The following is a 26,843-nucleotide window of genomic DNA, read 5'->3' as shown; positions in this document are numbered from 1 at the left end:
CTAATCGATGACATTGCTGGCATGTAAAAAAGCGCCCGGCTGACACCGGACGCTTTCTCATTTATTATTTTTGATAATATTTTTCAACGATTTCCGCATTGCGCAGTGATAATGTCGGATATTTCGGATTGGCTCCGACATCTTTAGAAATTACGCGGGAACGTTCACACATCTGGCCTTCCGCTTTTTCTACGGTCATTTTTCCTGTTGTGAAGCTTTGCGCGTTTTCCGGCGCTTCACTTTCGTCTTTTACTGTCAGTTCTGAGACGATAAACAGCTGCGCGATGTTTTCTTTAATGGATGACAAGAGGTCGCGGTTTTCTTTGTTCGGATACAAAGTCAGGCTCGCTTCCAATGATCTTCCGATAATTTTTTCGTTACGGGCTGTTTCCAAAGCTTTCAGCACGTCGTTTCGAAGCTCCATGAAGCGGTCGAATTTTTCTTCTGTCGCCTGACTGTCCGGAACAGCAATGGTTTCCGGCATATCTGTCAGCTGCACGCTCGCTTCTTCAACAAATGATAAGTGAGACCACATTTCATCCGCCGTATGCGGGAGAATCGGCGCCGTCAGTTTCACTAACGCCAGCAGCGTTTCATAGAAGACGGTCTGCATGCTGCGGCGGTCCGGATGATCCGCATGCTCGATGTACACAACATCTTTTGCAAAATCAAGATAGAATGAGCTGAGCTCGATCGTACAGAAATTGTGAATGCTGTGATAAACAACCGCAAATTCGTATTCATCGTACGCTTTTTTCACCTTATCGATCAGCTTATTCAGCTTGATCAGCATATATTGATCCACTTCGCGGAGATCTTTTACATCCACGGCATTGACGCTTGGATTGAAATCGAACAGGTTGCCGTGAAGGAAGCGGAACGTGTTGCGGACTTTCCGGTATACTTCCGCGACCTGCTTCAGAATATCTTCAGAAACCGGGTGATCGGCCTGATAGTTTACGGAAGATACCCATAAACGCAGAATTTCAGCTCCAAGCTGTTTTGCGATTTTTGTCGGGTCAATCGTATTGCCGAGTGATTTACTCATTTTACGGCCGTTTGCATCAAGTGTAAATCCGTGGCTTAATACGCCTTTATACGGCGCTTTGCCGGTGACTGCAACAGCGGTGGAAAGAGATGAGTTAAACCAGCCGCGGTATTGGTCAGAGCCTTCAAGGTATAAATCAGCCGGACGGACAAGATCATCACGTTCTTCAAGAACAGCCTGATGGGAAGAACCTGAATCAAACCATACATCCATAATGTCTTGCTCTTTCGTGAAGATTCCGTTCGGGCTTCCCGGATGTGTAAATCCTTCCGGCAGAAGGTCTTTTGCCTCTCTTTCAAACCAGACGTTTGAGCCGTGCTGTTTGAACAGCTCAGACACGTGTTCAATCGTTTCGTCAGTGATGACCGGCTCACCGTTTTCTGCATAAAATACCGGGATCGGAACGCCCCAGACGCGCTGTCTTGAGATACACCAGTCACCGCGGTCGCGCACCATGTTGTAAAGGCGCTGTTCGCCCCACTCCGGCACCCACTTCGTTTGTTTGATGGCATCAAGCAGATCGGATCTGAAATCTTTAATTGACGCAAACCATTGCGCTGTCGCTCTGAAGATGGTCGGTTTTTTCGTTCTCCAGTCATGCGGATAGGAGTGTGTAATAAACTCGAGTTTCAAGAGCGCGCCGTTTTCTTCAAGCTTCTCCGTGATCGGTTTATTGGCTTTATCGTAAAACATTCCTTCAAAGCCCGGCGCTTCGTCGGTCATGTTTCCTTTTTCATCAACAGGGCACAGTACTTCTAAGCCGTACTTTTGGCCGACGATAAAGTCATCTTCCCCGTGGCCCGGAGCAGTATGAACACAGCCTGTTCCGGCATCGGTTGTGACGTGGTCACCGAGCATGACGAGTGAATCTCTGCCGTACAGCGGATGTTCTGCAGTGATGTATTCTAATTCTCTGCCTTTATATGATGCGACAACTTCAGGATTTTCAAAACCGCATGCCTCCGCTACGTTTTCGATCAGTTCAGCAGCCACTACATAACGTTTGTCTCCAACCTTGATGACATTGTATTCAAGATCAGGATGAACGGAAATTCCGAGGTTGGCAGGCATCGTCCACGGCGTCGTCGTCCAGATGATGAAGCTTTCTCCGTTTTCCAGAACGCCTTTACCGTCTTTCACCTTAAACGCAACATAAATAGACGCGGAACGTTTGTCCTGATATTCAATTTCCGCTTCCGCTAAGGCAGATTCACTTGAAGGCGACCAGTTGACCGGCTTCAGACCTTTATAAATATAGCCTCTTTTCGCCATCTCGCCGAAAACGCGGATCTGCTGCGCTTCAAATTCAGGCTGAAGCGTAACATACGGGTTTTCCCAATCGCCTCTGACGCCGAGACGCTTGAATTGTTCGCGCTGTCTTTCGATCTGCTGCCATGCATAATCTTCGCAAAGCTTGCGGAAATCAGCGACGGACATTTCTTTCCGGTTTACTTTTTTGTTTTTCGTCAGCGCCGTTTCAATCGGCAGTCCGTGCGTATCCCAGCCCGGCACGTACGGTGCGTTGTAGCCGCTCATTGATTTATAGCGGACGATGAAGTCTTTCAGGATTTTGTTCAGGGCATGGCCCATGTGGATGTCTCCGTTTGCATAAGGAGGTCCGTCATGCAGCACGAATTTCGGGCGGTCTTTCGTCCGTTCTTGAACAAGACGGTAAATGTCCTGCTCCTCCCAGTCTTTTTGCATGTCCGGCTCACGATTCGGCAGATTTCCGCGCATCGGAAAATCTGTTTTCGGCATTAACAGCGTATCTTTGTAATCCATTTTCATTCCTCCACAACATTTTTCAGAAAATAAAAAAAGCCCTCTCATCCCATAAGGGACGAGAAAGCTTATCTCGCGGTACCACCCTTTTAGAAAAAACGGATCATCCGTCTTTTCCTCTCGAACATCGTAACGTGATGGAACGTCCTATCCTACTCTCGGTTCAGAAAGGAAACTAAAGGGCTGATCTGCATGATTCCGGCCATCCCGGGCTTTCACCTTCCCCGGGTCGCTTTATAGCCTGTTTTGAGTCATGCCGGTCCCTTTCAATCGTCTTTTCATCTGAATTTATGAACGTATTATATTCGAACGGGCCGGAGAATGTCAAGAAAATCAGAAAATTATTCTTTTTCCTCAAAAACCGCGTCGACTTCGTATTCCAGCAGATGATCCCAATCATCGTTCTTCAGCAGGTCGAGCTGCGCCTCAATCAGCATTTGGAAACGTGTTCTGAAGACTTTAGACTGTTTTTTCAGCTCTTCAATTTCCATTGCGATTTTTCTTGATTTGGAAAGCGACTCATTGATGATGCGATCAGCATTTTTTTCTGCTTCACGGACGATCAGCTTCGCTTCTTTCTGCGAGTTGCGCTTTACGTCTTCTGCGGCTTCCTGGGCTACGAGAATTGATTTATTCAGCGTTTCTTCGATATTGGCAAAGTGGCCGATTTTTTCGTCCAGCTCGTTCACTTTCGCCTCAAGCTCCGTTTTTTTACGGAGTGCGATTTCGTAATCTTTTCTAACCTGCATTAAAAATTCATTTACTTCATCTTCATCATATCCGCGAAAACCTTTTGTAAACGTTTTGTTATGGATATCATTCGGCGTTAATGGCATATTGCCACCTCCATTTTTACATTTCAGTACGGTTATCTAGTTCACATTATAAAACAAATACGGCACAGATGGAGAAAAAAACTGAAAAAACGACTCATTTTTGCCGTTCAAATGTAACTTTCCATTTGTCTTTTTTCGTTTTTCCGTCAACTTTTGCCAAACTGCATCGTCCGAAGCCGCGAATCGAGAGCATGTCCCCTTCAGCAACCTGATAAGACGGATCTTCAATGGCTTTCCAATTCACCTTAACGAGCCCGTTTTTCACAAGCGCCTGCGCTTTCTGACGGGATTGCCTGCTCATTGAAGCGCAGACGGCGTCGAGACGCAATGAAGAAACCGTGTCATCCCTTATTTCGACATCTGAAGCGGGAATGTGAAGAGCGGAAAGCTCGATTTTCTCAAGCTTTACCGGCGCTTTGCCCGCCTTGGTCAGCTGAGTGCTGACAAAATCGGCGATTTCACCGGAGACGATCAGCTGCACGGCTTCCTCTGAGAAAATCAGATCGCCGTATTTCTGCCGCTTTAAGCCGATCCCCATTAATGATCCGAGAAGAGAGCGGTGGTCAATGCTGACGAATTTTTCAGCGTATTGAACGTCAAAAGCCCGAAGCTCAAAATCATCCTGTTCAGGTTCCATATATTCAGGGTATAAAATCGCGCGTTTGCGCTCGGCTCTGTCATATCCTCCGAAAAACGCAAGACCGCAGGCGTCGCCGATAACGGCCTTTACAATGACCTGTTCTCTGGGATCTAAGAAATCAGTCAGCTTCATCCGATACTGGTCCAGGACAATCTGTTTCCATTCAAGCGCCTGATCAATAAAAGGCCGCTCGTCTTGTCTGAAGTGCTGGTAAATATCGCTCATGTTCTTTCCTTTCTATGTAAAGAGGCTTGGCTGGTGCCAAGCCCGTATCAAACTGTCGCATTCAAGTATACATTGCGATCATGCGGTATAGGCCCCAAAGTCCCGTCGTGGCAAACCGAAGCACGATAATCGCTACAATCGGGGATATATCCAGCATGGCAATGGGCGGAATGATCCTTCTGAACGGCTCTAAATACGGTTCGCAAATCGCTGCGAGAAACCGTCCGACCGCCGTTTCTCTCGTACTCGGCACCCATGACATAAAGATATAGATGATCAGGGCAAACGAGTAGATGTAAATTAAATAACTCAGAACGGAAAAAATTTGATAAAGAATCATCCTGCTTTACCACCTCTGATGTTCGTCTTCATTTATAAGCTCCGAAATCGTGCCGGAAACGTCGACATTATCAGGCGTGCACAGAAAAATATCTGAACCGATTCTCTGAATGTCGCCGCCGATGGCGTAGACGGTGCCGCTTAAAAAGTCGACGATTCTTTTCGCCTGATCATGCTGGATGCGCTGCAGATTGACGACAACCGCCCGCCTGTTCTTTAAATGATCGGCGATTTCCTGCGCTTCCGCATATACACGCGGTTCACTCAAGACCACTTTAGAGGATTTCTGAACACTTTGCAAGCTTACTACGTTCTGCTTGCCCTGCGGCTTCTGAGCGTAAGCAGGCTGTTTATCTTTCTGCTGTTCATGCTCTTCCTGATGATCCTGCTCTGTTTCAATGTATTCGTACTCGTACTCCTCCTCATCCATTGAGAAAAAGTTTTTCAGTTTATTTTTCATGCTCATTTGTTTACACCCCCCGGTTCATTTCCGACTAATGAAGAGCCGATTCTGATAAAAGTTGCGCCCTCTTCAACAGCGATTTCATAATCATTTGACATGCCCATTGACAGTTCCCGGCACGGTGCGTTTGTCTGATTCAGTTTTTGCACCTGATCCCTCAGATCACGCAATTGCCGGAAGCAGGCTCTGATCGTTTCTGTATCGTCTGTCAGGGGAGCCATCGTCATCAGGCCCTCTACAGAAATGTTTCTAAACTCAGAAAGCTCTCTGATAAAGGGGATGACCTCCTCTGTTTTCAAACCGTGCTTAGACGGCTCAAGCGAAGTATTCACCTGCACAAAACAGCGAACCGTATGCTGCGCCCGTTTTTCAATCTCTTTTGCCAATGACAGTCTGTCTAAGGAATGAATATAAGATACACGGTCAACGACGGCCTTCACCTTTCTGGACTGAAGACTGCCGATAAAGTGCCACTCCGGGCTACCTTTGATGACTTCCTGCTTATGGATAAGCTCGGCATCCCGGTTTTCTCCCAGACTTGTAATACCGGCATCAACGGCCTCTTGAGCCCTTTCGGCTGATACGTATTTTGTAACCGCGATGACGGTAACATCTTCGGGGCTTCGGCCCGATCTGTTACATGCTTCGTTTATTCTTTCGTTTATATGTCGTAATTGATCAGCAACACGCAAGATCTTACGCCTCCTTCATTCCGATAAAGGACATCATGCGTCCCGTTTTCCCTTTGTCGCGGCGGTGTGAAAAGAATAGTTCACGCTCTCGTTCGGTGCATAAACCGCTGACTGAAATGTTTTCTTCCGGAATACCGCAATGTATCAGAAGAAGGCGGTTGACCTCTTTTAAATCAAGCTGATACTGGCCTTTTTCCGTTTCGCATATAGCGGATTCAGCCGTAAAAGGCAGCGCCCGCACTTCATTGATGACGCGATCGTCGACTGTATAGCTTCCCGCGCTGATGGACGGACCGATGACAGCCTGAATATCTGTTAAACGGGAGCCTTCTTCGTTTACCCAGCGTTCCGTCATGATGCGTCCGATTTGTTTGACCGTCCCTTTCCATCCGGCATGGGCAGCGCCGATAATGGATTTTACCGGGTCATAAAAATACAAGGGCACACAGTCCGCAAAACAAAGGGCCAAAAAAAGATTCGCATCTTTCGTGTAGAGCCCGTCCGTCCCGCGGAATGCGGAAGAATAGTCTCTCGCTCCTTTTCCTTTATCCCCGGCTGTCACGCGCCGGACGCGGTTTTCATGTGTCTGGTCGGCGAACACCCAGGAATCCAGATCAGTACCGCATAAGGACGCTATGACTTCACGGTTTGTCACAACATCATGAGCTTCGTCCCGGACGTGCAATCCGGTATTTAATGACTCATACGGAGGATTGCTGACCCCGCCGTTTTTCGTTGTGAATCCGGCGATGACCTTTGTGTTAAGCTGATTCACACAGTTCCAGTCTTCTATCATGAGTGCCGAGGGGGTGGTAAGACTAAACGGGTGATATGTATTCATGGAGATCCAACCTTTCGACAAACATTAAAAAAGCGTAATTTCCAACTCATTTTAACACAATTTTGAGCATACGTTTAGCGGCTGATTGAAAAATGAGATAAATAAATGTGCCGGAAACATTGAGATTTCCGGCATTTTACAAGTAAAGGGAGGATTACGCTCCCCCCTTTGGTTCGTTTACACGCACTAAGATGACATCTTCCCCAATTTTAACTATATTTCGCCAAGGAATGATCATTTCCTCTTCTTTTCCGAAAAAACCGAGAACTTTTCCGCTGCCGCCTAAAATAATCGCCTGAATTTTTCCCGTTGTCACGTTAATATCAATATCACCGATGCTTCCGAGTTTTTTTCCGTTCGACACGTTTACCACATCTTTTATTTGAAATTCAGATATGCTGATCATCCGTATCACGCCCTTTGCCCGTTCTTTTTCCTATTATATGAACGGCCGGGCTGAACCTTGTCACATCGGGCAATCTTTTTTGCGGCTGCACCAGCCGAGGATAAATCTCAGCATGATTTTCGTATAGTCCATAAGCTCATCAACAGACACTTCCTCGTTTACGGAGTGGGCGTTTTTTAAATCGCCGGGACCGTATATGACGCTCGGAATCCCGGCATGATAAAGCCACCCTCCGTCAGTTACGGTTTGGGAAACATTAATGACGGGCTCCTGTTTTTTGACGGCTGAGTGTGATGCAGCCAAGACAGAAACTGCCGGATGGTCCGGGTCGATTTCCAGCGCCGGGAACACCTCTCCTCTGTCTTCAATCATCGAAGATCCGCCCCATTTGAACACCGGCCTGTTTTCTTTGAGCCACAGATCACTGTCAGCGACACGATTAATATAGTCTTCGATTTCTGCGGCTGCTTGTTCGTGCGTTTCGTTCGGATAAAAGTGGACGGTGATCCATAACCGGCACTCATCGGCGACAAACGCTGCGTGTCTTCCGCCTTCAATGACGGCGGGGTTGATCGTATTGGTGCCGGGCGCAAAGCCGGGATAGCTTTTCGTTACCGCCCAGTGGCGCTCCAGCTCTCCCAAGGCAGCGATGATTTTCGCCATTTTTTCGATGGCGCTCGCTCCGAATGTGCCTCCGCCCGCGTGAATCATATTGCGCCTCATGCCGTCATGAAATGTTTGTTTGCTTTTCAATTCTATCCAGCCGGTGATGACACCGCCCTGCCCTTGAATATGCAGACTGCTCGTATCCGCGACAACCGCAAAATCCGCGTGATAGCCGCGTTTGCAGCATTCCAGCGTCCCCGCCTCACCGACTTCTTCTCCGATTACAGACTGTACAATGAGGTCGCCCGGAAGCTTAATGCCGGCATCATGGATCAGCTTCAGAGAGAAAAGAACACACGCCAACCCCCCTTTCATATCAGCGGCGCCCCTTCCGATCAGCATGCCGTCTTTTACGAGCGGCTGAAACGGGTCAGAGTGCCAGTCTTCGCCCCCGGCTTCTGCCACATCAATGTGTCCGTTTAAAATCAGGCTTTGATGCCTGCTTGAATCTGTCCCTTTTAAAACACCGACTACATTCGGGTCTTCCGGATACACATCCCACATATCGACCGAGCAGCCGGTTTCTTTTAAAAAGCCGGCCACCCACTTTTGGGCTTCTGCCGTATTTCTTGCCGGCGGGGCCGGAGTGGGAAAGGCTATCAGTCTTTCAGCAATAAGTATGAAGTCTTGCCGCCGTTTCTCCGCCTGATGTAACAGCATATCAATCTGATGCATTGGAAATCTCCCCTTTGGCTGTATCAAAAAACCCGTTTCATTCATGAAATGAAACGGGTAAAAAACGGATCTTCCTCCGCTTTTTTCACCGCTTCCCTCCGCCGGCATGATCCGGATCAGGTCCGTTAAGGGTTGAGACAAACGTCTCTCTCAGCCGCATGGCAGCACCCCCAGGGTGAATTTATGTTATTTTACGGATGATGCCTCTTTTGCACGTGTTAAAAACGGGCGGCCATTGTTCCATAAGACATTGACAGGCATATCGAAAAACGCTGTAAGCCGCTCGTCAGAAAGCATGTCCCTGATTTTCCCGGAGGCGAACACCTCGCCCTGTTTTAAAAGCAGCGCCTGATCAAATACCGGCAGAATTTCTTCAGCGTGATGGGTGACATAAAGGATGGACGGCGCATTTTCTTTTTCGGCGATCGACGTAATCGTGTCCAGCAGCTGCTCCCTTGCCATAAAATCAAGACCCGTCACGGGCTCGTCCAAAATCAGCAGTTTGGGATCAGCCATAAGCGCCCGCGCAATCAGCGCTCTTTGTCTTTCCCCTTGTGATAATGTTTCATACCGCCTGTCGGCGTAACCGATGGCGCCCAAATCCTTCAGAAGACCGATCGCTTTTTCCCTTACCTGCTCACTCGGAGTTTCGTACAGCCCGATTGAGGCGTACGCGCCGCTGAGGGCGATTTCAAAAGCGGAGTCCGCGGCATATAATTTGTGCTGAAGACCTGCCGAAACAAGGCCGATTTTCCTTCTGAGCCTGTCACCGAGCTCTGTTTTGCCGAATTGATGGCCGAGCACCTGCATCTCTCCTGAAGTGGGGAAGTAATAAGAGCATAACATATTCAGCAAAGCCGTTTTTCCGGCTCCGTTTAATCCGTACAGCACCCAATTTTCGTTTTTCTCGACGCGCCAGTTAATATCTTTCAAAATCCATTTCCCGTTTCTTTTTAATGACACACTGTCCAGCTGTAAAATCATTGCCGTTTCCCCCGTTTACTTTATTTAAATTTTCTAAAAACTTTTACACATTAGAATACATTACTTTTTTGCAAACGTAAACCATCGCATGAAAAAAGCCTTTAAACAAGGTTTAAAGGCTTTTTCCGTTATTGATGGATATTCTTATTCATTTGTTTAATGGCTGCCTTTTCAAGCCTTGAGACCTGAGCTTGGGATATGCCGATTTCTTCAGCGACTTCCATTTGAGTTTTCCCTTGGAAAAAGCGCTTTCGCAAAATCATTTTTTCCCGTTCGTTCAGTCTTCTCATGCCTTCTTTCAGAGCCAGCTCCTCAATCCATTGTGTATCCTTGTTGCGCTCATCGCTGATCTGGTCCATCACGTAAATCGGATCGCCGCCGTCATTATAAATCGGCTCAAACAGTGAAACCGGATCCTGGATGGCGTCAAGGGCAAACACAATTTCTTCATGGGGCACTTCAAGAACTTTGGCGATTTCCTCTGCTGTCGGCTCCCTGCTTGTCTCACTGATTAGCCGCTCTCTTACTTGAAGCGCTTTATATGCGATATCGCGAAGCGACCTCGAGACGCGGATCGGATTGTTATCCCGCAAATATCTGCGGATTTCTCCGATGATCATCGGTACAGCGTATGTTGAAAACTTAACATTATGGCTTAGGTCAAAATTATCAATGGATTTCATTAGTCCGATGCAGCCGACCTGAAATAAGTCATCAACATACTCTCCTCTGTTGTTAAACCTCTGAATGACGCTTAAGACAAGGCGCAGATTGCCGTTTACAAGCTTTTCCCTCGCTGAATCATCGCCCTCATCCTGTAATTGCCTAAACAGCTTTCTCATCTCTTCATTCTTGAGCACCGGTAATTTGGAGGTATCCACCCCGCAAATTTCGACTTTATTTCTTGACACGTTTTTCCCTCCCACTAGGAGCTGCTGTACAACGTTAAGTATCTCCTCGGGTGGGAAAAATATGCACCGCCATTTTACAGAAATAAACATCCGGCTGCGGCAATCCTTGCAGCAGTAAGGGCTGTCAGATGGAAAAAATTTTACACCATTTTGTTAAACTCTTTTCTCAGTCTTTTGATAATCCGCTTTTCGAGCCGGGAGATATAAGATTGTGAAATCCCCATCATGTCGGCTACATCTTTTTGTGTTTTTTCTTCTTCTCCGACAAGCCCGAAACGCAGTTCCATAATCTGCTTTTCTCTTTCGTTTAATTGCTCAAGCGCTTTTTTCAAAAGTTTTTTATCCACATTGGCTTCAATGTCTTTTGTAATAATATCATCATCTGTGCCGAGCACATCCGAAAGCAGCAGCTCGTTTCCGTCCCAATCAATATTCAGCGGTTCATCAAAGGACACCTCTGAACGGATTTTGTTGTTTCGGCGCAAGTACATTAAAATTTCGTTTTCGATACATCGCGACGCGTAGGTGGCGAGTTTGATTTTCTTTTCCGGATTAAAAGTGTTTACCGCTTTGATCAAACCGATGGTGCCGATGCTGATTAAGTCCTCGATATTGATGCCGGTATTTTCGAATTTGCGGGCAATGTAAACGACAAGACGTAAGTTTCTCTCAATCAGAATGGCCCGCGCCGCCTGATCCCCGCTCGGCAGCTTTAATAAGAGCACCTGCTCCTCTTCTTTAGACAAAGGCGGCGGCAGCGCCTCGCTTCCTCCTATGTAATACACTTCATCGCTTTTCAGTCCGAGTTTCATCAGCCATTTATACCACAAATATGTCAGACGCAGCTTAAGTTTTTTCATCTTCCTCCCCCTTCTAAATACAACGCGTTTTGAGTATGATGAATAACAGACTTTTCGTCAGGAAACATGTTTTACAGCCTTCCCTGTCAGCATCTTCGGATGAACGATTCCGTCAAATTCACCGTCCGCGGATAATGGTTTCGTGCTGATGCCGATCAGGCATTTTTCACAAGCGATCATTTCGTCTTTTGTTAAAATCGTGACGTAATCCGGCTTTAAACAGAGTAAAAATTGATTGTCCTGGCCGACGCCCCTGTATGGAATCAGCCTCAGCTTATCCGCATGGCGGAACGAATCATCAAGCCGCTCTATCACTTCAAGCGGACTGGCGGATTTGATGAGGTCCGTTTCCTTTTCACTGAGAATCGGAGCGAATTTGTCAATGCAAAGGATCATGACCGGCGTTTTCGTCAGCGGATCATACAGCTGATTCCCGGAATCCACCAATCCTTTCGCGCGGATTGTCTGTCCGCTGAATTCCGCCTGCACCATGACAAGTTCATCGTACTGAATGGACTTCGTCTCGATGTCTTCAATTCTCTTTTTCGAAAAAAACCATATGGCTGGAAATCCGATAACTACAAACATCCAGCTGATCGGGTCGCCGAATCCGGTCTGGCTTGTGACCATTACGCCTTGCTGCACAATTGATTCTGTCTGCAGCAGGGAATGTACGCCGATCATTCCCCCGCCGACGAGAAAAGTCGCGAAATAAAAGGCGAACAAATTTTGAAAAAAGTATCGGAACCGTTTAAAGCCAAAAGCCGCAAGCACGATGACTACTGAAAACGCCATTTTTCCCGCCGGATGCTCCACAAAGGGAGAAACAGGCGTAAACATCAGAAGCACAATGGCTGACCCGATGAAACCGCCGGCGGCCACTCTTCTTTTTTTCACCTGGCGTTTTAAAATAAAGGCGGTCAATAAAAGCAAAAGAGAATCAAAACAAAAGTTCAACAGCCAAATGACATCCAGATAGATTTTCACATCTGACCCCTTTCCTCTTTTGTCTTACATATCTGTTTCTCTCTCTTGTTTCATAAGTATAAAGCAAGCTCTGTGGGAAAGTCTGTCAATTAATGTTGAGGGTAAAGTACAATTTTTAAGGGATAACCGTTTTATTTGTCGAGGGCCGAAAGGGTTGCTTTCCTATTGTCCGCTTCAACTAAAAAAGCGCTGCCGTGATCTGGCAGCGCTCTGTTTTTACTCATTGATATAAAGTTTTCCTTTAGCCGTCTGTCTCGTTTCATTTCCGTAGTCATCTCTAGCGATAACGTCAATTTTTGCTCCGCTTGCTTTGACGGAAGAAGTCGCCGTCCAGTAACCCTCATATCGTCCCGGAGAAATTTCTCTCAGCGGAAGCTCTGTTGCGTTTTGGTTCCCTGCCCGGGCGTTTGTCAGAGGCAGACGGATAACGAAGGAAGCGTCTAATTTCTTTCCGCTTGAAAAAGCGATTTTCACTGATTCTCCGGCTTTTAATTCCTTATCCGCTCCGGGAACCAATCCGGAAATGACGGGAGCATTGTAATTGACATCGATCACCGTCTTTTTCGTTGTTTTGTTACCCGCTTCATCTGAGGCCGTGACCTTGATCTCATTGCTGCCGTTTTCCAGGAGGGTTCTCGCTTGATAAGAACCGTTATTTACTTCAGCTTTTTTTCCGTTCACCTTTACCCATTTTAAATGGGCGTCGTGCACTTTTCCTTTTACGGTCACTGTTTCTTTATTTGTTTTATCACCGTTTGCCGGACTGTCAATCGTCACATCCGGCTTATCCTCATCCAGTATGACCGTGACAGGGCGTGACTCATCGGTTGACCCGCTGACTGTCACAGATGCTGCCGTCAGCCGATTGGCATCTTTAGTGAGTGTGACGCCGGCCTGGAAATTGCCGTCTGCATCTGCTTTCGTTTCTGCGGCGGTTTTACCGTTATTGGTAAGACGGACAGCGGTTTTTGGTGAAGCCGTTCCTTTCACCGTGATTGACTTCTTGTTTGTAAATGACCGGTCTTCAGGCGACGTTATGTCAGGCACAGAAGCTTCGTAGTCGACCAAAGCCCTGATCATAAAGTTTCCGTCTGATTTATCGGTTTTAGACCAGCGGCCGTCAAGGTATTGCCAGTTTCTGTTCGAGTACGGACTGCCGTCATCAGATGACAGGGCAGGTGTATAAGGGTCAGGTTTCGTCTGGCGGAACACAAGATAAAAATCCTTTCCGACCGCGATTCCTTTTGAGCTGAGATCCACTTTGGTCCATTCTCCGTTTCGAAGCGCTTCAGCTTGGAACGGGCCGGCAATTTTGCTGCCCGGAGCTCCATCAGGGCCGGATGCATCATATACTTCCGCTTGAAATTCGGTACCTCCCGGATCAGGCCAGTCTGCGCCCCAAAATTTAAAAAGGCCTCCCGTCAGCATACCGTGTCCTTTTCCATCTTTAAGCGTCATCTTAACGGCAGATTTGCTGCCGGCTTTAAAATATGACAGCGCGGCTTCTTCTGTCCCGTTATCATAGGCAATTTCCCCTTCATAACCGATATACGGCTTAAGCTTGACGTTTTTTTCAGCATCCCCTTTGATGTCAACAGAAAATTCGCTATTGTAATAGCCTTTTGCCGCTACTTTGATTGTGTAGGAGCCTTCGTACGCCTTAAGCGAATATTCCCCTTTATCGTTTGTCACCGCCGGTTCAATTGCGGCATCCTCGACCACATAAAGCGCAGCCCCTTTTACCGGTTTGCCTGTTGACTGATTGGTGATGGTTCCTTTTAGCGTGCCGGACGGCATTTGCTCCAGTGTAAAGTCTGCCTGTGCGGTTTTGTCTGATTGAATAGAAACTTGTTTCGAAGCGGACTTAAATCCGTAAGCCTCTGCTTTCAGCGTATAGCTTCCCGCCTTATGCGACAGGCTGTAGCTTCCGCTTGCAGGGTCGGAATATACGGATTTCCCCGTCTCGGCGACACTGATTTGCGCTCTGAGAGGCAGGAGGTTTGTTTCACGTTTCACTCTTTTTCCGGGTGATTTCACTGCCGGTTTGGCCTGTTTCGGACTGACAGCTTTTTTCTTCAGGTGGCCGGGAGGTGTTTGCCTATTGTGCTTACTTTTTTTAGCCGCCTTGCCGAGAGAGCTGCTTGAAAGCCGGACATCATCGATATACCATCCGTCTTCATTCAGTACTTCGTCTGACTGCATATTAAACATGAGCTTTATGTTTTGGCCTTTATACGCAGATAAATCTGCCTCTTCATCGTTCCATCCTGCGGAGTCACCATTGTAAACGGCCGCCTGCTCCCAATTTGATTTTCCTTCCGGAAGAACGAACACATACCCGTAATCAAAAAATTCTTCGAGCTTGTGCCAGCTTTTAAATTGCAAAAACAGCCGTCCTGTTTCCGGAACTTGAATCGGAGGCATCACCAAATTCATGTTGGCTGAATCGGCATAAGGGCCGGACAGATTCGTCGCATACACTTTATCTCCGGAAAATGCGGCGCCGGGCCCTGAACCCGGGATCCCCCATTCCCATTGGTCATGTGTCCTGTAACTGGACCAGCCCGCCGGCTGTGATTCAAAATCCTCTTTGTATCCCGCCGTAATGCTCGGTTTCACGTCAGCCCGGTACGTATCAGATTCTACAGAATGACCTCCGAAATCTTTTATGGTCCATTTATAACTTATCTTGCTTCCCGTTACATCCGGAATTTCCGCCTGGTATGTTCCCTTTTTTTCATCACCGCTTTTTTGAACGGCGGCTGTCGTTTTCCACTCTCCTTCATCAACCTGATAGGAAAGGATGACTTCAGTTACGCTTACATCGTCTTCTGCTGTAACCGTCAACGGAAGGTTTGCCCCTTTGTAAGCCACTGAGACCGGTTCATGGTGAAAGCTGGGCGGATTGTGATCTTCGCCCGCAGAAGAGACCTTGCCTTCTACGCTCCCGATTCCGTCCGTTACGGCAGAAACGGCATCAAAAGCGTTAACGAGACCGTGGCCGTAACCGTTATTCGGTGATTCCGGAAAAACGGAATCTGTCAGTTTTTCCGCGGTGCGCGTCAAAACGTCTTCCATTTCATCGACCGTAATAGAGGCGTTCGCCTGCCTTAACAAAGCCGCCGTCGCCGCCACATGCGGCCCGGCCATTGAAGTTCCGTCCCAGCCGCCTTCGTATGTTCCTCCAGGAATCGAAGAACGGATATTCACTCCCGGAGCCGAAATGTCCGGTTTTGTTTCATGATACGGTGAGGGGCCTTGAAGTGAGAAATCAGCGAGTTTCTTGTCGATGTCAGTCGCACCTGTCGCAAATGCTTCAGGATAATTGGCCGGATTTGCGATTGAACCCGGTCCTCCCGGTGTAAATAAGTCTTCATTTCCCGCAGAGAATTCCGGAAAAATCCCTGCCGCTCTCCACGCATTCACCATATCGCGGTACCACTCGTCCATTCCCGAACCGCCTGCCCAGGAATTATTAACAACATCCGGCGCCATCTCGGGATGCGGCGTGCCGTTTTTATCTTTAGGCGCGAGCACCCATTCACCGGCATCCAAAATATCGGCATCGGTTCCTCCGTCATCTGAAAATGCTTTTACTGCGATCCATTTCGCCCCCGGAGCCACACCGATTTGATTTGAGCCGTCAGGTTCTGAACCCGTCATGGTCCCTGTTACATGAGTGCCGTGTTCAAGATCATCGTAGGGAGCGTCTTTATGGGACACGGCATCATACCAGTTCATTTCATGATTCGGCGCTGCGGGATTTTCAGGATCGTAACCCCGGTATTTTTCCTTAAGCGCCGGATGATCCCACTGAACTCCCGTATCAATGGAGGCGACAACCGTGCCGGTTCCGTCGTATCCTGAGGCCCAGGCCTGCGGCGCATCAATTTGGCTGATATTCCATTCGATGCCTTCCTTTGCTTTGATCTCTTTTTGTTTTTTCTTCATTTGAAAAGGAGCTTTTGATTGTCGTTGAGTAAGCTGACGTTTTTCATTCGGAAGAACTTTTTCTACTTCAGGAAATGAGGCGGCTTTTTCCATTACCTCTTTCGAAGCAGTGACTGCCATTCCGTTGACAATATAATAGGAATGGATGTGATCAGCCTTGCCTTTCTTTTTTTGTTTTTCCAAATATGTTTTCAGATTCTGCTGCGCATCATGAGCCGCCAGTTTTAAAGAAGAAACGACGGCTGACCGCTTTTGATATTCGGTTTTTGCTGCGGAAAGCGATTGAGACTTGGCGTTTTTTTCTGCTTCTTTGACCGCTTTTTTCGTATTGGCTTTCTCTTTAAATTTGATAAGAAACGTGATTTTATCATTTTTTTCAAAACGCTTCTTGACTGAATCGGAAATCTTATGCTGAATGCTCTTAGAGGAAGAAAGATCTTTGGTGAAAGAAACTGCTCCCGGTGTGCTGTTCGCTCCGGCTGCACCCGGAAACAACAGGGAACTGACGACAATCGCGCTTAAAACGGAGCCTGTCCATCTGTTTCTCGTTTTTTTCTTCAATCGTATCCCCCCTTATTTGGTAACGCCCTATAAAATGTGTATCCCTCCTTCAGATTGGAATCGTTTGTCATTTTCGATGCTGTACGTTAAATGTAGACAATCTTACATCCAGATATTGTCACATTCTGTAGAAAACCGTATGAAACTAAAAAACAATCAATTCGTCATAGGTATAAAGTTGCTTTTTTCACTGTATAGATTACGGGAATAGGAAGGAAGACTGTGCACAAAAGAAAAAGGACAAAACCATGTGGTCTTGTCCTTTTTTACATCAGCCGCGTTTGTTGCGGTTTCTTAAAAATGTAGGAATGTCGAGGGCATCATCCGCCGGCTGTGATGTATGGCGGTTCACCGTGTTTTGATGCTGTGTTTCTTCTCGTTTCGGCTCCCGTTTCGCAGCGTTTTGGCTTTGAGACTTCAATCCTTGGTTTAAAGTCGGTCGCTGCGGTTTTGAGTCATCTTTTTCCTGTTCGATAAAACCGGTCGCAATAACGGTGACGACGATTTCATCTTTCAGATTTTCATTGATAACTGAACCGAAAATCATGTTGACATCAGGGTCAGATGCAGAAGCGACGATGTCGGCTGCTTCCTGCACTTCGTAGAGGCTCAGGTTTGTACCTCCCGTAATGTTCATCAAAACACCTTGCGCTCCGTCGATTGCCGCTTCCAGTAACGGACTGGAGATCGCCTTTTTGGCGGCTTCAGCAGCACGGCTTTCGCCCGTAGCGATCCCGATACCCATCAATGCTGAACCTTTGTTGGACATGATGGTTTTGACATCGGCAAAGTCCAAGTTGATTAAACCAGGCGTCGCGATGAGGTCAGAGATACCTTGCACCCCTTGGCGAAGCACGTTATCAGCTTCACGGAATGCTTCAAGCATCGGTGTGTTTTTATCGACAATTTCAAGAATGCGGTCATTCGGAATAACGATCAGTGTGTCAACGGCTTCTTTCATTGCCGTGATACCGCCTGCAGCCTGCAGCTGGCGTTTTCTTCCTTCAAATGTAAACGGTCTTGTTACGACACCGACAGTCAAAGCGCCTAAGTCCTTTGCGATTTGCGCGATAACCGGTGCGGCTCCCGTTCCGGTACCGCCTCCCATTCCGGCTGTAACGAACACCATATCAGCGCCTTTTAGCGCTTCTTCGATTTGTTCCTTACTTTCTTCAGCGGCTTTTTTGCCGACTTCCGGATTCGCTCCCGCTCCGAGACCGCGGGTCAGCTTTTCCCCGATCTGCATTTTCACTTCCGCTTTTGACAGGTTAAGAGCTTGCGCGTCCGTGTTTACCGCAATGTACTCTACACCCTGCACTTCATTTTCAATCATTCGGTTGACCGCGTTATTACCGCCGCCTCCTACTCCGATTACTTTAATTGATGCTAAGCCGTCTATGTTTGTTTCGAAATCCAACATGCTAAATCCTCCTAATCTGCCGAATGACTATCAATCTATTCCCAAAACATGCTTAATAGTTTTTTCATTTTGCTCGGTTTGTTGTGTTCGGCTTGTGTTTTTTGTTTTGCTTTTGGACGCTGCTGCGCCTCTGGCCGCTGATGATGTTCTTCTTCGTGAGAGACCGCGATTTCCTGCACGGCTTCTTCCGGCATATGAAAGCCTATTTTTCTTCCCTGAATTCTGGCATTTCGGCAGGCAAATTGTATCAAGCCAACACCCGTCATATACTGAGGGTCTCTTACACCGATGTAATTCGGGCTTGCGACCCTTACATTGTGCCTCAGCACTTCCTGTGCCAATGAAAGCACTCCGGGCATTGCGGCCTGTCCGCCGGTCAGCACAAAGCCGCCGGGCAGATCTGTAATTCCCATATGCTCAATTTCGGCTGCGGCAATCTCAAGAATCTCTTCCACTCTTGCTTCAATAATATTGGCAATTTCCTGCTGTGTAAAAGATTGCTTTTGATTCGTTCCTATGACGGTGACTTCAAATACTTCATCTTCTGAAGCCTCATCGTAGAATGCATGTCCGAATTGTTTTTTTACTCTTTCAGCCTCTTCGGTGGAAGTGCGCAATCCGATCGATACATCTTTCGTGATGTTTTCGCCTCCGAGCGGAATGACGGCTGTCTCCTTCAGGTGCCCCTGTTCAAATACCGCCACCGTCGTCGAGCCGCCGCCGATATCAATCATGGCGACTCCGAGGTTTTTTTCGTCTTTTGACAAAGCCGCCGAACCGGCCGCAAGCGGCTGCAGGCAGATATCAGTAATTTCAACGCCCGCTCTCTCCACACAGCGAAGTAAATTATGTAAGATCGTTTTGGAGCCGGTAATCAGCGTGCCTTCTACTTCCAAGCGCACGCCGAGCATTTTTTTCGGATCGGTAATTTCGTCTCTTCCGTCAACGATAAACTGTTTCGGAACGACGTCAACGATCAGCTGCTCATGCGGAACTGACACGACCTGTGCCGCTTCCATTACCCTGCGGACGTCTTCAACGTGAATTTCTTTGTTTTCACTGGAAACAGCGACAACGCCGTTCGTATCTTGAATATGAATATAATTTCCATTAACGCCGACAATGGCTTTTTTCAGCGGAAAACCTACCATTCTTTCAGCTTGGTCAAACGCTTTTCTTATAGAATGAACGGTTTCATCTATATCAACGATTGAGCCTTTTTTCAACCCTTCAGACGGCACATTTCCCACTCCGATAATGTTAAGGGAATCATCTGTCATTTCTCCGACGATCACTTTTGTATTGGACGTACCGATGTCAAGACTGACGTAAAGTTCATTGTTGTTCATTCTATGGCACCTCCTCACATTTCGATCAAATTCTATTCTATTATTTGCGGAACAACAATACAATGAATGTGGCTTTACAAGTGTGTAACAAAAACAACAGCATCAACAAATTCTTATCTGATTTCTCACAATTTATGTTTAATGAAACTATTCGTTATATTCTATGTATATCCTCTTTTATATCGCATTTTTTTTATTTTTTTTAGAGACGGCCCACCTTACCGTAAGATTTCTTGTCACGGTGTCATACTGTGCAATCCAGATGCAAATATATCCGCTTTCCCTTAGTCTACACTAAGATGAACCTCCAGAAAAGCTATAGATATTGCCAGAAACATCCGAAAAAAGAAGAAACAGGAGGAAAATTCCAAATGCAGTGCTCACTGCAGAAGACACGCCCATTGCATTGAGAATTTTCCGCTTGTCCGGCAGCCATATCCCGGGCAAAAACAAACATAGTCATAATGATTCCGCTATCGGTTATATCGGCTGCCCCGCTGATTGTAATAGATTCTTTTGAATCACCTTTAAATTAGTTCTTTAGAACTATTAATCATTTTCTTTTTTCTTGCCGGATTTACCTTTGTTAAATTCTTCAAAATACGTAGCGACTTCTAAGTGGATAATCCCCTTTTTCCCGCCGTCCAGCTGGGAAACGATAGAAGGATAGGTCTTCATCCGGCCGGCAAACGTTTTAATAGAAGCGGTAACTACATACCCGTCGTTCATATACAGCTTGATCCGGTCCTGATCCATTTTTACCGGTGTATAATAGATTTCAGAAATCGACTGCTTAAGCGAACCGGAAAGCTTATCAAGCTGCTCCGCCATTTTGACCCGCTTTTTCGCGTTTGTCCAGTCAACCAAAATCGGGCCCGCGTCATCCGGCGTGACTTCGTTCGGCAGCACAGTGCCGTTTTCGAGCACTTCATAATACACATCATGTCGCTGCAGATACGCGATCGTCTTGTATTCTTCAATGTGAATGCTGACTTTGTTAGGAAATACTTTTGAAAGTTCCGCCTTTTTCACCAGCTTATTCTGCTCAATCTTTTCTTCTGTTTGTTTCTTGTTCAGACTCCAGAACTCGGTTTGTCCGTTATGTATATCAGAAAGCGCGTTGATCTCTTTTACAGACACGTTTTCATTTCCGGAAACGGTGACAGAAGACACTTTGCTGATCGGCATCTGCAAGTACACGATGATCAGCACCATCATAAAAAAGAGCACAATGAATGAAATCAGCCGGCGGTTTGCTTTTTGTTTCCGCTGCTCTTTGATTTTCGGAATCCGCTCTTCAATATTTACGATTTTTTCTCTTTCATGATTTGGGTTCACTGCCTGTCCACCTCACTAAGAATGAAACAGCTTGACATTCGTCTGATTGAAAAACAAACGGCATGCTGTGATGCCGTTTGACATTTGTTAAAAGTATATCACATGAGCTCATGTAATCAGAGAACCTTTTAACGATTCCCTCCGATGATTTCAACTTCTGTATGCATGTCAACATCATACTGCTCACGGATTGTCTTTTTCACATATTCAATCAGGTCAAGAACGTCCTTGGCAGTCGCTCCGCCGGCATTGACGATAAAATTCCCGTGCATTTCGGACACTTTCGCTCCGCCGATCTGATGTCCTTTTAATCCCGCTTTTTCAACGAGGTTTCCGGCATGATTCGGCAGCGGATTTCTGAATATGCTTCCGGCGCATGGGCTCGAATACGGCTGCGTATTTTTTCTGTAATCTTTGTTCTGCTGCATTTGCGCCGTAATGGCTTCCCGTTCCTTTTGCTCAAGCTGAAGAACTGCCTCGATACAGACGCCGGGACGTTTTTTCTGCAAAACAGACGTTCTGTAGCTGAAATCCATCTCTTCGTTTGTCAGCCATTCGATTGTGCCGTCTTCAAATAAGATACGGGCTTTCACAAGAATCTCACTCATATCAGATCCGTGCGCCCCGGCATTCATATAGACGGCTCCGCCGATTGATCCGGGAATGCCCGCTGCAAATTCGAGACCGGACATTCCTTTTTTACTCATGGAAGTCGCAAGCCGGACGACCGAATAGCCGCCTCCGACCGTCACCTGATCACCGTCAATCTCCAAATGATCCAGACCCGCGCCCAGTTTGATGACAACTCCTCTTATGCCTTCATCAAGCACGAGCAGATTTGAACCGCGGCCGATAACCGTCCATGGCAGATCATGTTTTTTCACAATTTCCATAATATCTTTGACCGCTTCCACACGGTTGGGGATGATTAAAATGTCCGCCGGACCGCCGATTTTCATCGTTGTATGGTTCGCGAGCGGTTCTTGTTCCAGCACTTTGCCGACTTCGCGGTCTCTTAATTCCTGAATTACGTTCTCCATCATAAACCTCCGCATTCCATTTGCTCTATTTTTTTATGTCTTCCATGATACTGTACAGTCTGGCTGCCGCATCCGGAACACCGAGTGATTTTGTCCGCTCACTCATGTCTTTTAAGGTTTCTTCATTCATGACGATTTTGTCCAGCGCAGCGATCAGTTTTTCTCCGCTGAGCTCGGTTTCCTTCAGTACGATTGCAGCATCATGCTGGCTGAGCGCCTTCGCATTGACTTCCTGGTGATTGGCTGTTACATACGGGCTCGGAATAAGCACGCTCGGAATGCCGAGAGCGGTGATCTCCGCAATCGTCGTCGCTCCGGCTCTTGCCACAATGACATCAATTGATTGTAAGTACTCCGGCATTTGGTGCAAAAACGGTTTTGTCACCATATTATCAGCGGCTTTTCCGCCTTTCAGCTCAGCCGTTACCTTCTCGTAATGCACTTCCCCGGTAATATAAAGGACTTGGTAAGGTCTCGTTTTCAATTCTTCCTGCATATCTATAACGGCACGGTTAATGGGAGCCGCGCCTCTGCTTCCGCCGAAAATGAGCACCGTTTTTTGATTGTCTTTCAGCCCGAACTCAGTTAATGAGCGGCCTGTCTTAATAGAGACGACTTCAGAGGCTCTCGGGTTTCCCGTAAACACAACTTTTTCAGCAGGAAAATGCGATTTTGCCTCTTCAAAGCAAATTGCCACCTTATTAACATATTTCGAGAGAAACTTATTTGTGATGCCGGGCAGGCTGTTTTGCTCATGAATGATCGTCGGAATTCCCATCTTTGCCGCCGCGTATACGACCGGACCGCATACATAGCCGCCTGTACCGATAACGGCATCCGGTTTAAACTCTTTTAAATATGATTTGCTTTTCGTCACGCCTTTTAAGAAACGCATGACGGTTTTTACATTTTCAAAAGAAAGTTTTCGTTTGAAACCTGTAATTTCAATGGCGCGAAACGGAATATTTTCCCGTTCAACAATTTTTTTCTCAAGACCGTTCTCTGTTCCGATATACAAAAATTCCACATCCGGATGCCGGCGCTGAACTTCTTTAATAAAGGCCAGGGCCGGATAAATATGTCCTCCGGTTCCGCCTCCGCTTACTGCAATACGCATTCGTATGTCCCCCTTAATCACATAGCGATAACCCTGTTTTTTAGGACAGGGTTATTGATGTTGTCTGTTTTTTTATAGATAACGAATAAATCATGAGTGATGAGGCAAGATACAGATCAATACCTCGAGTACCGGCTGACATTTAAAAGCACGCCGACCGCTGCGAGCATCAGCGTCAGTGATGAGCCTCCGTAGCTTAAAAACGGCAGCGTAATTCCTGTTACCGGGATCAGCCCCGTCACAACGCCGATATTAATCATGACTTGAATAGCTATCATAGAAATAATACCGATGGCGACAAAGCTTCCGTATAAATCCGGCGCGCCGAGGGCAATCCTGACGCCCCGCCATAATAAAATACTGAACAGCAGCAATATGAGCGAACCGCCGATAAAGCCGAGTTCCTCAGATAAAATAGCAAAAATGAAATCGGTTTGCGGCTCCGGCAGGTAAAAAAACTTTTGCCGGCTTTGACCCAGCCCCATCCCGAACAGTCCGCCCGGACCTACGGCATAGAGCGACTGAATGATCTGAAATCCGCTTCCAAGCGGATCCTCCCACGGGTTTAAGTAAGAGGTAATCCGTTTAATCCGATAAGGAGCGGACAGAACTAGTGCCGCAAATCCGCTTAAACCGATGAGTCCGAGAAACGCAAAATGAGCGATTCGCGCACCGGAAACAAAAATCATCACGATGCACGTGCCCACCATTACCGTCCCCGTTCCCAGATCCGGCTGGCACATAATAATAATAAATGCAGAAAACACGATTCCGAGCGCGGGAACGAATCCGCGTCTGAATGACGTAATATTCTTCTGTTTTTCAGAAAGAAATTTAGCCAGAAACGCAATCATCGCGAGTTTCATAAACTCCGAAGGCTGAATGCTGAACGCTCCCACTCCGATCCAGCTTCTTGAACCGTTCCGCACCATTCCGACTCCCGGAATCAGCACAAGCACAAGCAGAAAAAAACAAATGATCAGAAGCAGCTTCGACCATGTGCGCCATGTCCAATAATCCACATTCATAATGAAAAACATGGCAATGACGCCGATCCCCGCAAACAGCAGCTGCCGTTTCGCGAAGAAAAACGAGTCGTCAAATTTATAATCCGCCCATACCGCACTTGCACTGTAGACCATAATTAATCCTATTGTTAAAAGCAATAACGTAATGATAACTAATAACAAATCAGGCGCTGTTTTTTTAGTAGTCAAAGCAATCGACACCCCAAGCATAAGTCATTTAGGGCTGCCGATGAACAGAGACAAGCCCTTACTTAAGCATATGCACGGCATCTATAAACATGTCACCGCGTTCTTCAAATGTTTTGAACTGATCCCAGCTTGCACACGCGGGTGACAAGAGGATGACGTCTCCTTCATTTGAGAGCGCAAACGCCGCAGATACTGCTTGTTCAACATTATCGACACGTTTGACATGTTGTATTCCCAGCTCATTGCCCAGTTTTTCTATCTTCGGCGCTGTCTGTCCGAACGTCAGGACCGCTTTGACATTGTCCATATACGGTTTCAGGTCGTCAAAACCGTTGCCGCGGTCCAGTCCGCCTGCAAGCAGAATAACCGGAGCTTTGAACGCGGAGAGCGCTTTGCTTGTGGCCAAAATATTCGTCGCTTTGCTGTCATTATAAAATTTACGATTCTGGATCGCTGTTACATACTGCAGACGGTGTTTGACACCGGTAAAGCTTGTCAGCACCTTCTGAATCGCTTTATTAGACGCGCCCGCCGTTTTGGCTGCGGCTACAGCGGCTAATATATTTTCTAGATTGTGCGCGCCCGGCAGTACGATGTCATCAACAGGCAGAATCGCTTCATCGCCGAACATCAGCATTCCGTCTTTAATGAATGCGCCGCTTGACAGTTCCTGATGAACTGAAAACGGAACGATGCCGGCTTTTCCGCTTTCGGCAAGCCGCACGACTGTTTCATCGCTTTGATTCACGATGGCCGTATCACTCTCAAGCTGATGAAGATACACGTTCTGCTTGGCTTTTTCATAGTTTTCACGGCTGTGATGGTAATCCAAATGAGCGTCGAACACATTTAAAATCAGGCCGATTTCAGGTCTGAACGCATGAGTCCCCATAAGCTGGAACGAAGAAAGCTCTGTGACGATCCATTCATCACCGTCAGCATGATAAGCCACTTCACTGGCGACAGTGCCGATATTCCCTGCGATCAGCGTCTTTATCGAATCAGCTTTCAGCATTTCATAAATCAGGGTCGTCGTTGTTGTTTTCCCGTTTGAACCTGTAATGCCGATGAATTTTGCATTGGTGATATAATACGCAAGCTCGATTTCCGTCCAGACCGGGATGCCTCTTCTTTGCGCTTCCTCCACCATGATATTTTCATACGGGATTCCGGGATTTTTGATCAGAATGGTAATGTGATGCTGATCAAAAAGTGACGTCGGATGCTCACCGCAGATGACTTCAATTCCTCTTTCTGCAAGCCTTTGGGCAGGTTCGTTCTCTTCAAAGGCTTTTTGATCATTCACGACGACGTTAATGCCTTTTTCATGAAGAATCGACGCAGCCGCATATCCGCTTTTCGCCAGTCCGAGGACCAGAAAGTTTTGTTTTTGCAAAAAAAGTTCGTTTTCCACTTATAACCACACCTCGATGTAAATTCCTAAAACGGCAAGCAGCAGTCCCGCAGTCCAGAATGTGACGACAACTCTCCATTCAGACCATCCGACCAATTCGTAATGGTGGTGAAGCGGACTCATCTTAAAGATTCGTTTTCCTGTCGTTTTAAAGCTGATGACTTGTAAGATAACAGATAAGGTCTCAATAACAAATACTCCGCCGATAATGACGAGCAGAATTTCAAGCTTCGTCAAAATGGCAACGGTCACGATCGCTCCTCCGAGCGCAAGCGAACCGGTATCCCCCATAAATACCTTGGCGGGATGGGCGTTGAATACAAGAAAACCGAGAACGGCGCCGACAACGGCAACCGAGAAAATCGCAACGTCATATTGTGACTGGTTCCACGCAAGGATGGCGAAAGCGCCGAATGCGATAGCCGCGGTACCGGACAAGAGACCGTCCAGACCGTCTGTCAGATTGACGGCATTTGAACCTCCGACAAGCATAAAGAGAACGAGGATAAAGTATCCCCAGCCGAGATCGATTGACAGATGTGTGCCCGGCACCCTGATGCCGGTTGAAAAATGGCAATAATGATATACTCCGTAAAATACAATGGCAATAATGATCTGGCCGATCAATTTCTGCTTCGACGTCAATCCGAGATTCCGTTTCATTACTACTTTAATATAGTCATCCAGAAAGCCGAGCAGACCGTATCCGATCGTGACAAACAGCAGAAGAAACATTTCCGCGCTCAGATGCGAAAATTTCTGCGTCATGACAATCGCCGTAATGGCGATGGATACAATAATCATGACCCCGCCCATCGTCGGCGTCCCTGATTTTTTCATATGTGATTTCGGCCCCTCTTCCCTGATACTTTGGCCGAATTTTAAACGTCTTAAAAACGGGATAAGAATCGGAGATATCAGAACACTGATTAAAAATCCCATTATTATTGTAAATAAAATCACTTGCTCAAGCATTGCTCTTTTCTCCTCCCGTTTCGTTCAAACGACATACGTATTTATCATATTCACATTGTGTCCCCGTAATTCTATTCATTTCCCTCATTCTAACACTCTTTCCTGT

General features: G+C 46.9%; 22 protein-coding genes and 1 riboswitch. All 22 genes read right to left on the bottom strand.

The genetic code is table 11. The annotated features are described in order from the left end of the window. Positions 1–64 precede the first annotated feature (64 nt). Positions 65–2,830 carry an isoleucine--tRNA ligase gene (ileS, locus tag G4O42_RS07750; protein ID WP_032874837.1) on the bottom strand — a complete coding sequence of 922 codons (2,766 nt, stop codon included), beginning with the start codon at positions 2,828–2,830 and terminating at the stop codon, positions 65–67. A 341-nt stretch (positions 2,831–3,171) separates the two neighbouring features. Continuing rightward, positions 3,172–3,666, bottom strand: a complete 495-nt coding sequence (gene divIVA, locus G4O42_RS07745) for a septum site-determining protein DivIVA (protein ID WP_003154406.1) — start codon at positions 3,664–3,666, stop codon at positions 3,172–3,174. Between the two features lie 94 nt (positions 3,667–3,760). After that, positions 3,761–4,531, bottom strand: coding sequence for a YlmH family RNA-binding protein (locus G4O42_RS07740; protein ID WP_007409722.1), 771 nt, complete (start codon positions 4,529–4,531; stop codon positions 3,761–3,763). Between the two features lie 61 nt (positions 4,532–4,592). Continuing rightward, positions 4,593–4,871: a YggT family protein gene (locus G4O42_RS07735; RefSeq protein ID WP_003154408.1), complete on the bottom strand. Its 279-nt coding sequence runs from the start codon at positions 4,869–4,871 to the stop codon at positions 4,593–4,595. Positions 4,872–4,877: 6 nt separating this feature from the next. Beyond that, entirely contained in the window at positions 4,878–5,336 is a 459-nt protein-coding gene (sepF, locus tag G4O42_RS07730) for a cell division protein SepF (RefSeq protein ID WP_003154410.1), read from the bottom strand. Then, the gene (locus tag G4O42_RS07725) at positions 5,333–6,025 is read right to left on the bottom strand and encodes a YggS family pyridoxal phosphate-dependent enzyme (protein WP_014417725.1); all 693 of its coding nucleotides are present in this window, start codon (positions 6,023–6,025) and stop codon (positions 5,333–5,335) included. Before G4O42_RS07725 ends, sepF begins: the two co-directional genes overlap by 4 nt. A 4-nt stretch (positions 6,026–6,029) precedes the next feature. Next, positions 6,030–6,866, bottom strand: coding sequence for a peptidoglycan editing factor PgeF (gene pgeF / locus G4O42_RS07720; RefSeq protein WP_014304972.1), 837 nt, complete (start codon positions 6,864–6,866; stop codon positions 6,030–6,032). 154 nt (positions 6,867–7,020) lie between these two features. Then, entirely contained in the window at positions 7,021–7,272 is a 252-nt protein-coding gene (locus tag G4O42_RS07715; RefSeq protein WP_003154415.1) for a YlmC/YmxH family sporulation protein, read from the bottom strand. Positions 7,273–7,332: 60 nt separating this feature from the next. Then, positions 7,333–8,613 (bottom strand): acetylornithine deacetylase, encoded by a 1,281-nt coding sequence (locus tag G4O42_RS07710; protein WP_032875223.1) that lies wholly within the window; start codon positions 8,611–8,613, stop codon positions 7,333–7,335. A 76-nt stretch (positions 8,614–8,689) separates the two neighbouring features. Continuing rightward, a riboswitch (TPP riboswitch) is annotated at positions 8,690–8,795 on the bottom strand. Positions 8,796–8,799: 4 nt separating this feature from the next. Beyond that, positions 8,800–9,597 carry an ABC transporter ATP-binding protein gene (locus G4O42_RS07705; protein WP_032874835.1) on the bottom strand — a complete coding sequence of 266 codons (798 nt, stop codon included), beginning with the start codon at positions 9,595–9,597 and terminating at the stop codon, positions 8,800–8,802. A 128-nt stretch (positions 9,598–9,725) separates the two neighbouring features. Next, on the bottom strand, positions 9,726–10,508 hold the full coding sequence (gene sigG, locus G4O42_RS07700) for an RNA polymerase sporulation sigma factor SigG (RefSeq protein WP_003154420.1): 783 nt from the start codon (positions 10,506–10,508) through the stop codon (positions 9,726–9,728). A gap of 140 nt (positions 10,509–10,648) precedes the next feature. Beyond that, positions 10,649–11,368 (bottom strand): RNA polymerase sporulation sigma factor SigE, encoded by a 720-nt coding sequence (sigE, locus tag G4O42_RS07695; protein WP_007409714.1) that lies wholly within the window; start codon positions 11,366–11,368, stop codon positions 10,649–10,651. A 57-nt stretch (positions 11,369–11,425) separates the two neighbouring features. Then, positions 11,426–12,355 (bottom strand): sigma-E processing peptidase SpoIIGA, encoded by a 930-nt coding sequence (spoIIGA, locus tag G4O42_RS07690; protein ID WP_032874833.1) that lies wholly within the window; start codon positions 12,353–12,355, stop codon positions 11,426–11,428. A gap of 216 nt (positions 12,356–12,571) precedes the next feature. Further along, positions 12,572–16,867, bottom strand: a complete 4,296-nt coding sequence (locus tag G4O42_RS07685; protein ID WP_032874831.1) for a S8 family peptidase — start codon at positions 16,865–16,867, stop codon at positions 12,572–12,574. Between the two features lie 271 nt (positions 16,868–17,138). Continuing rightward, a complete protein-coding gene (gene ftsZ, locus G4O42_RS07680) occupies positions 17,139–18,287 on the bottom strand; it encodes a cell division protein FtsZ (RefSeq protein WP_003154424.1) in 1,149 nt (382 codons plus the stop codon). Between the two features lie 35 nt (positions 18,288–18,322). Further along, a complete protein-coding gene (gene ftsA / locus G4O42_RS07675; RefSeq protein WP_003154425.1) occupies positions 18,323–19,636 on the bottom strand; it encodes a cell division protein FtsA in 1,314 nt (437 codons plus the stop codon). Between the two features lie 549 nt (positions 19,637–20,185). Beyond that, entirely contained in the window at positions 20,186–20,974 is a 789-nt protein-coding gene (locus tag G4O42_RS07670) for a cell division protein FtsQ/DivIB (protein ID WP_007409710.1), read from the bottom strand. A 128-nt stretch (positions 20,975–21,102) separates the two neighbouring features. Further along, positions 21,103–22,014 (bottom strand): UDP-N-acetylmuramate dehydrogenase, encoded by a 912-nt coding sequence (gene murB / locus G4O42_RS07665; RefSeq protein ID WP_032874829.1) that lies wholly within the window; start codon positions 22,012–22,014, stop codon positions 21,103–21,105. A gap of 25 nt (positions 22,015–22,039) precedes the next feature. Beyond that, positions 22,040–23,131: an undecaprenyldiphospho-muramoylpentapeptide beta-N-acetylglucosaminyltransferase gene (gene murG, locus G4O42_RS07660; RefSeq protein ID WP_014417719.1), complete on the bottom strand. Its 1,092-nt coding sequence runs from the start codon at positions 23,129–23,131 to the stop codon at positions 22,040–22,042. A gap of 116 nt (positions 23,132–23,247) precedes the next feature. Continuing rightward, positions 23,248–24,348: a stage V sporulation protein E gene (spoVE, locus tag G4O42_RS07655; protein ID WP_003154430.1), complete on the bottom strand. Its 1,101-nt coding sequence runs from the start codon at positions 24,346–24,348 to the stop codon at positions 23,248–23,250. Positions 24,349–24,406: 58 nt separating this feature from the next. Further along, positions 24,407–25,762: a UDP-N-acetylmuramoyl-L-alanine--D-glutamate ligase gene (gene murD / locus G4O42_RS07650; RefSeq protein ID WP_032874827.1), complete on the bottom strand. Its 1,356-nt coding sequence runs from the start codon at positions 25,760–25,762 to the stop codon at positions 24,407–24,409. Next, positions 25,763–26,737: a phospho-N-acetylmuramoyl-pentapeptide-transferase gene (gene mraY, locus G4O42_RS07645; RefSeq protein ID WP_007409707.1), complete on the bottom strand. Its 975-nt coding sequence runs from the start codon at positions 26,735–26,737 to the stop codon at positions 25,763–25,765. Positions 26,738–26,843: the final 106 nt, after the last annotated feature.

The organism is Bacillus sp. LUNF1, assembly GCF_011008975.1.
Classification (GTDB): Bacteria; Bacillota; Bacilli; order Bacillales; family Bacillaceae; genus Bacillus; species Bacillus velezensis.
The sequence above is the reverse complement of the archived record's forward strand: the minus strand, read 5'-3'. Positions and strand labels throughout refer to the sequence as shown.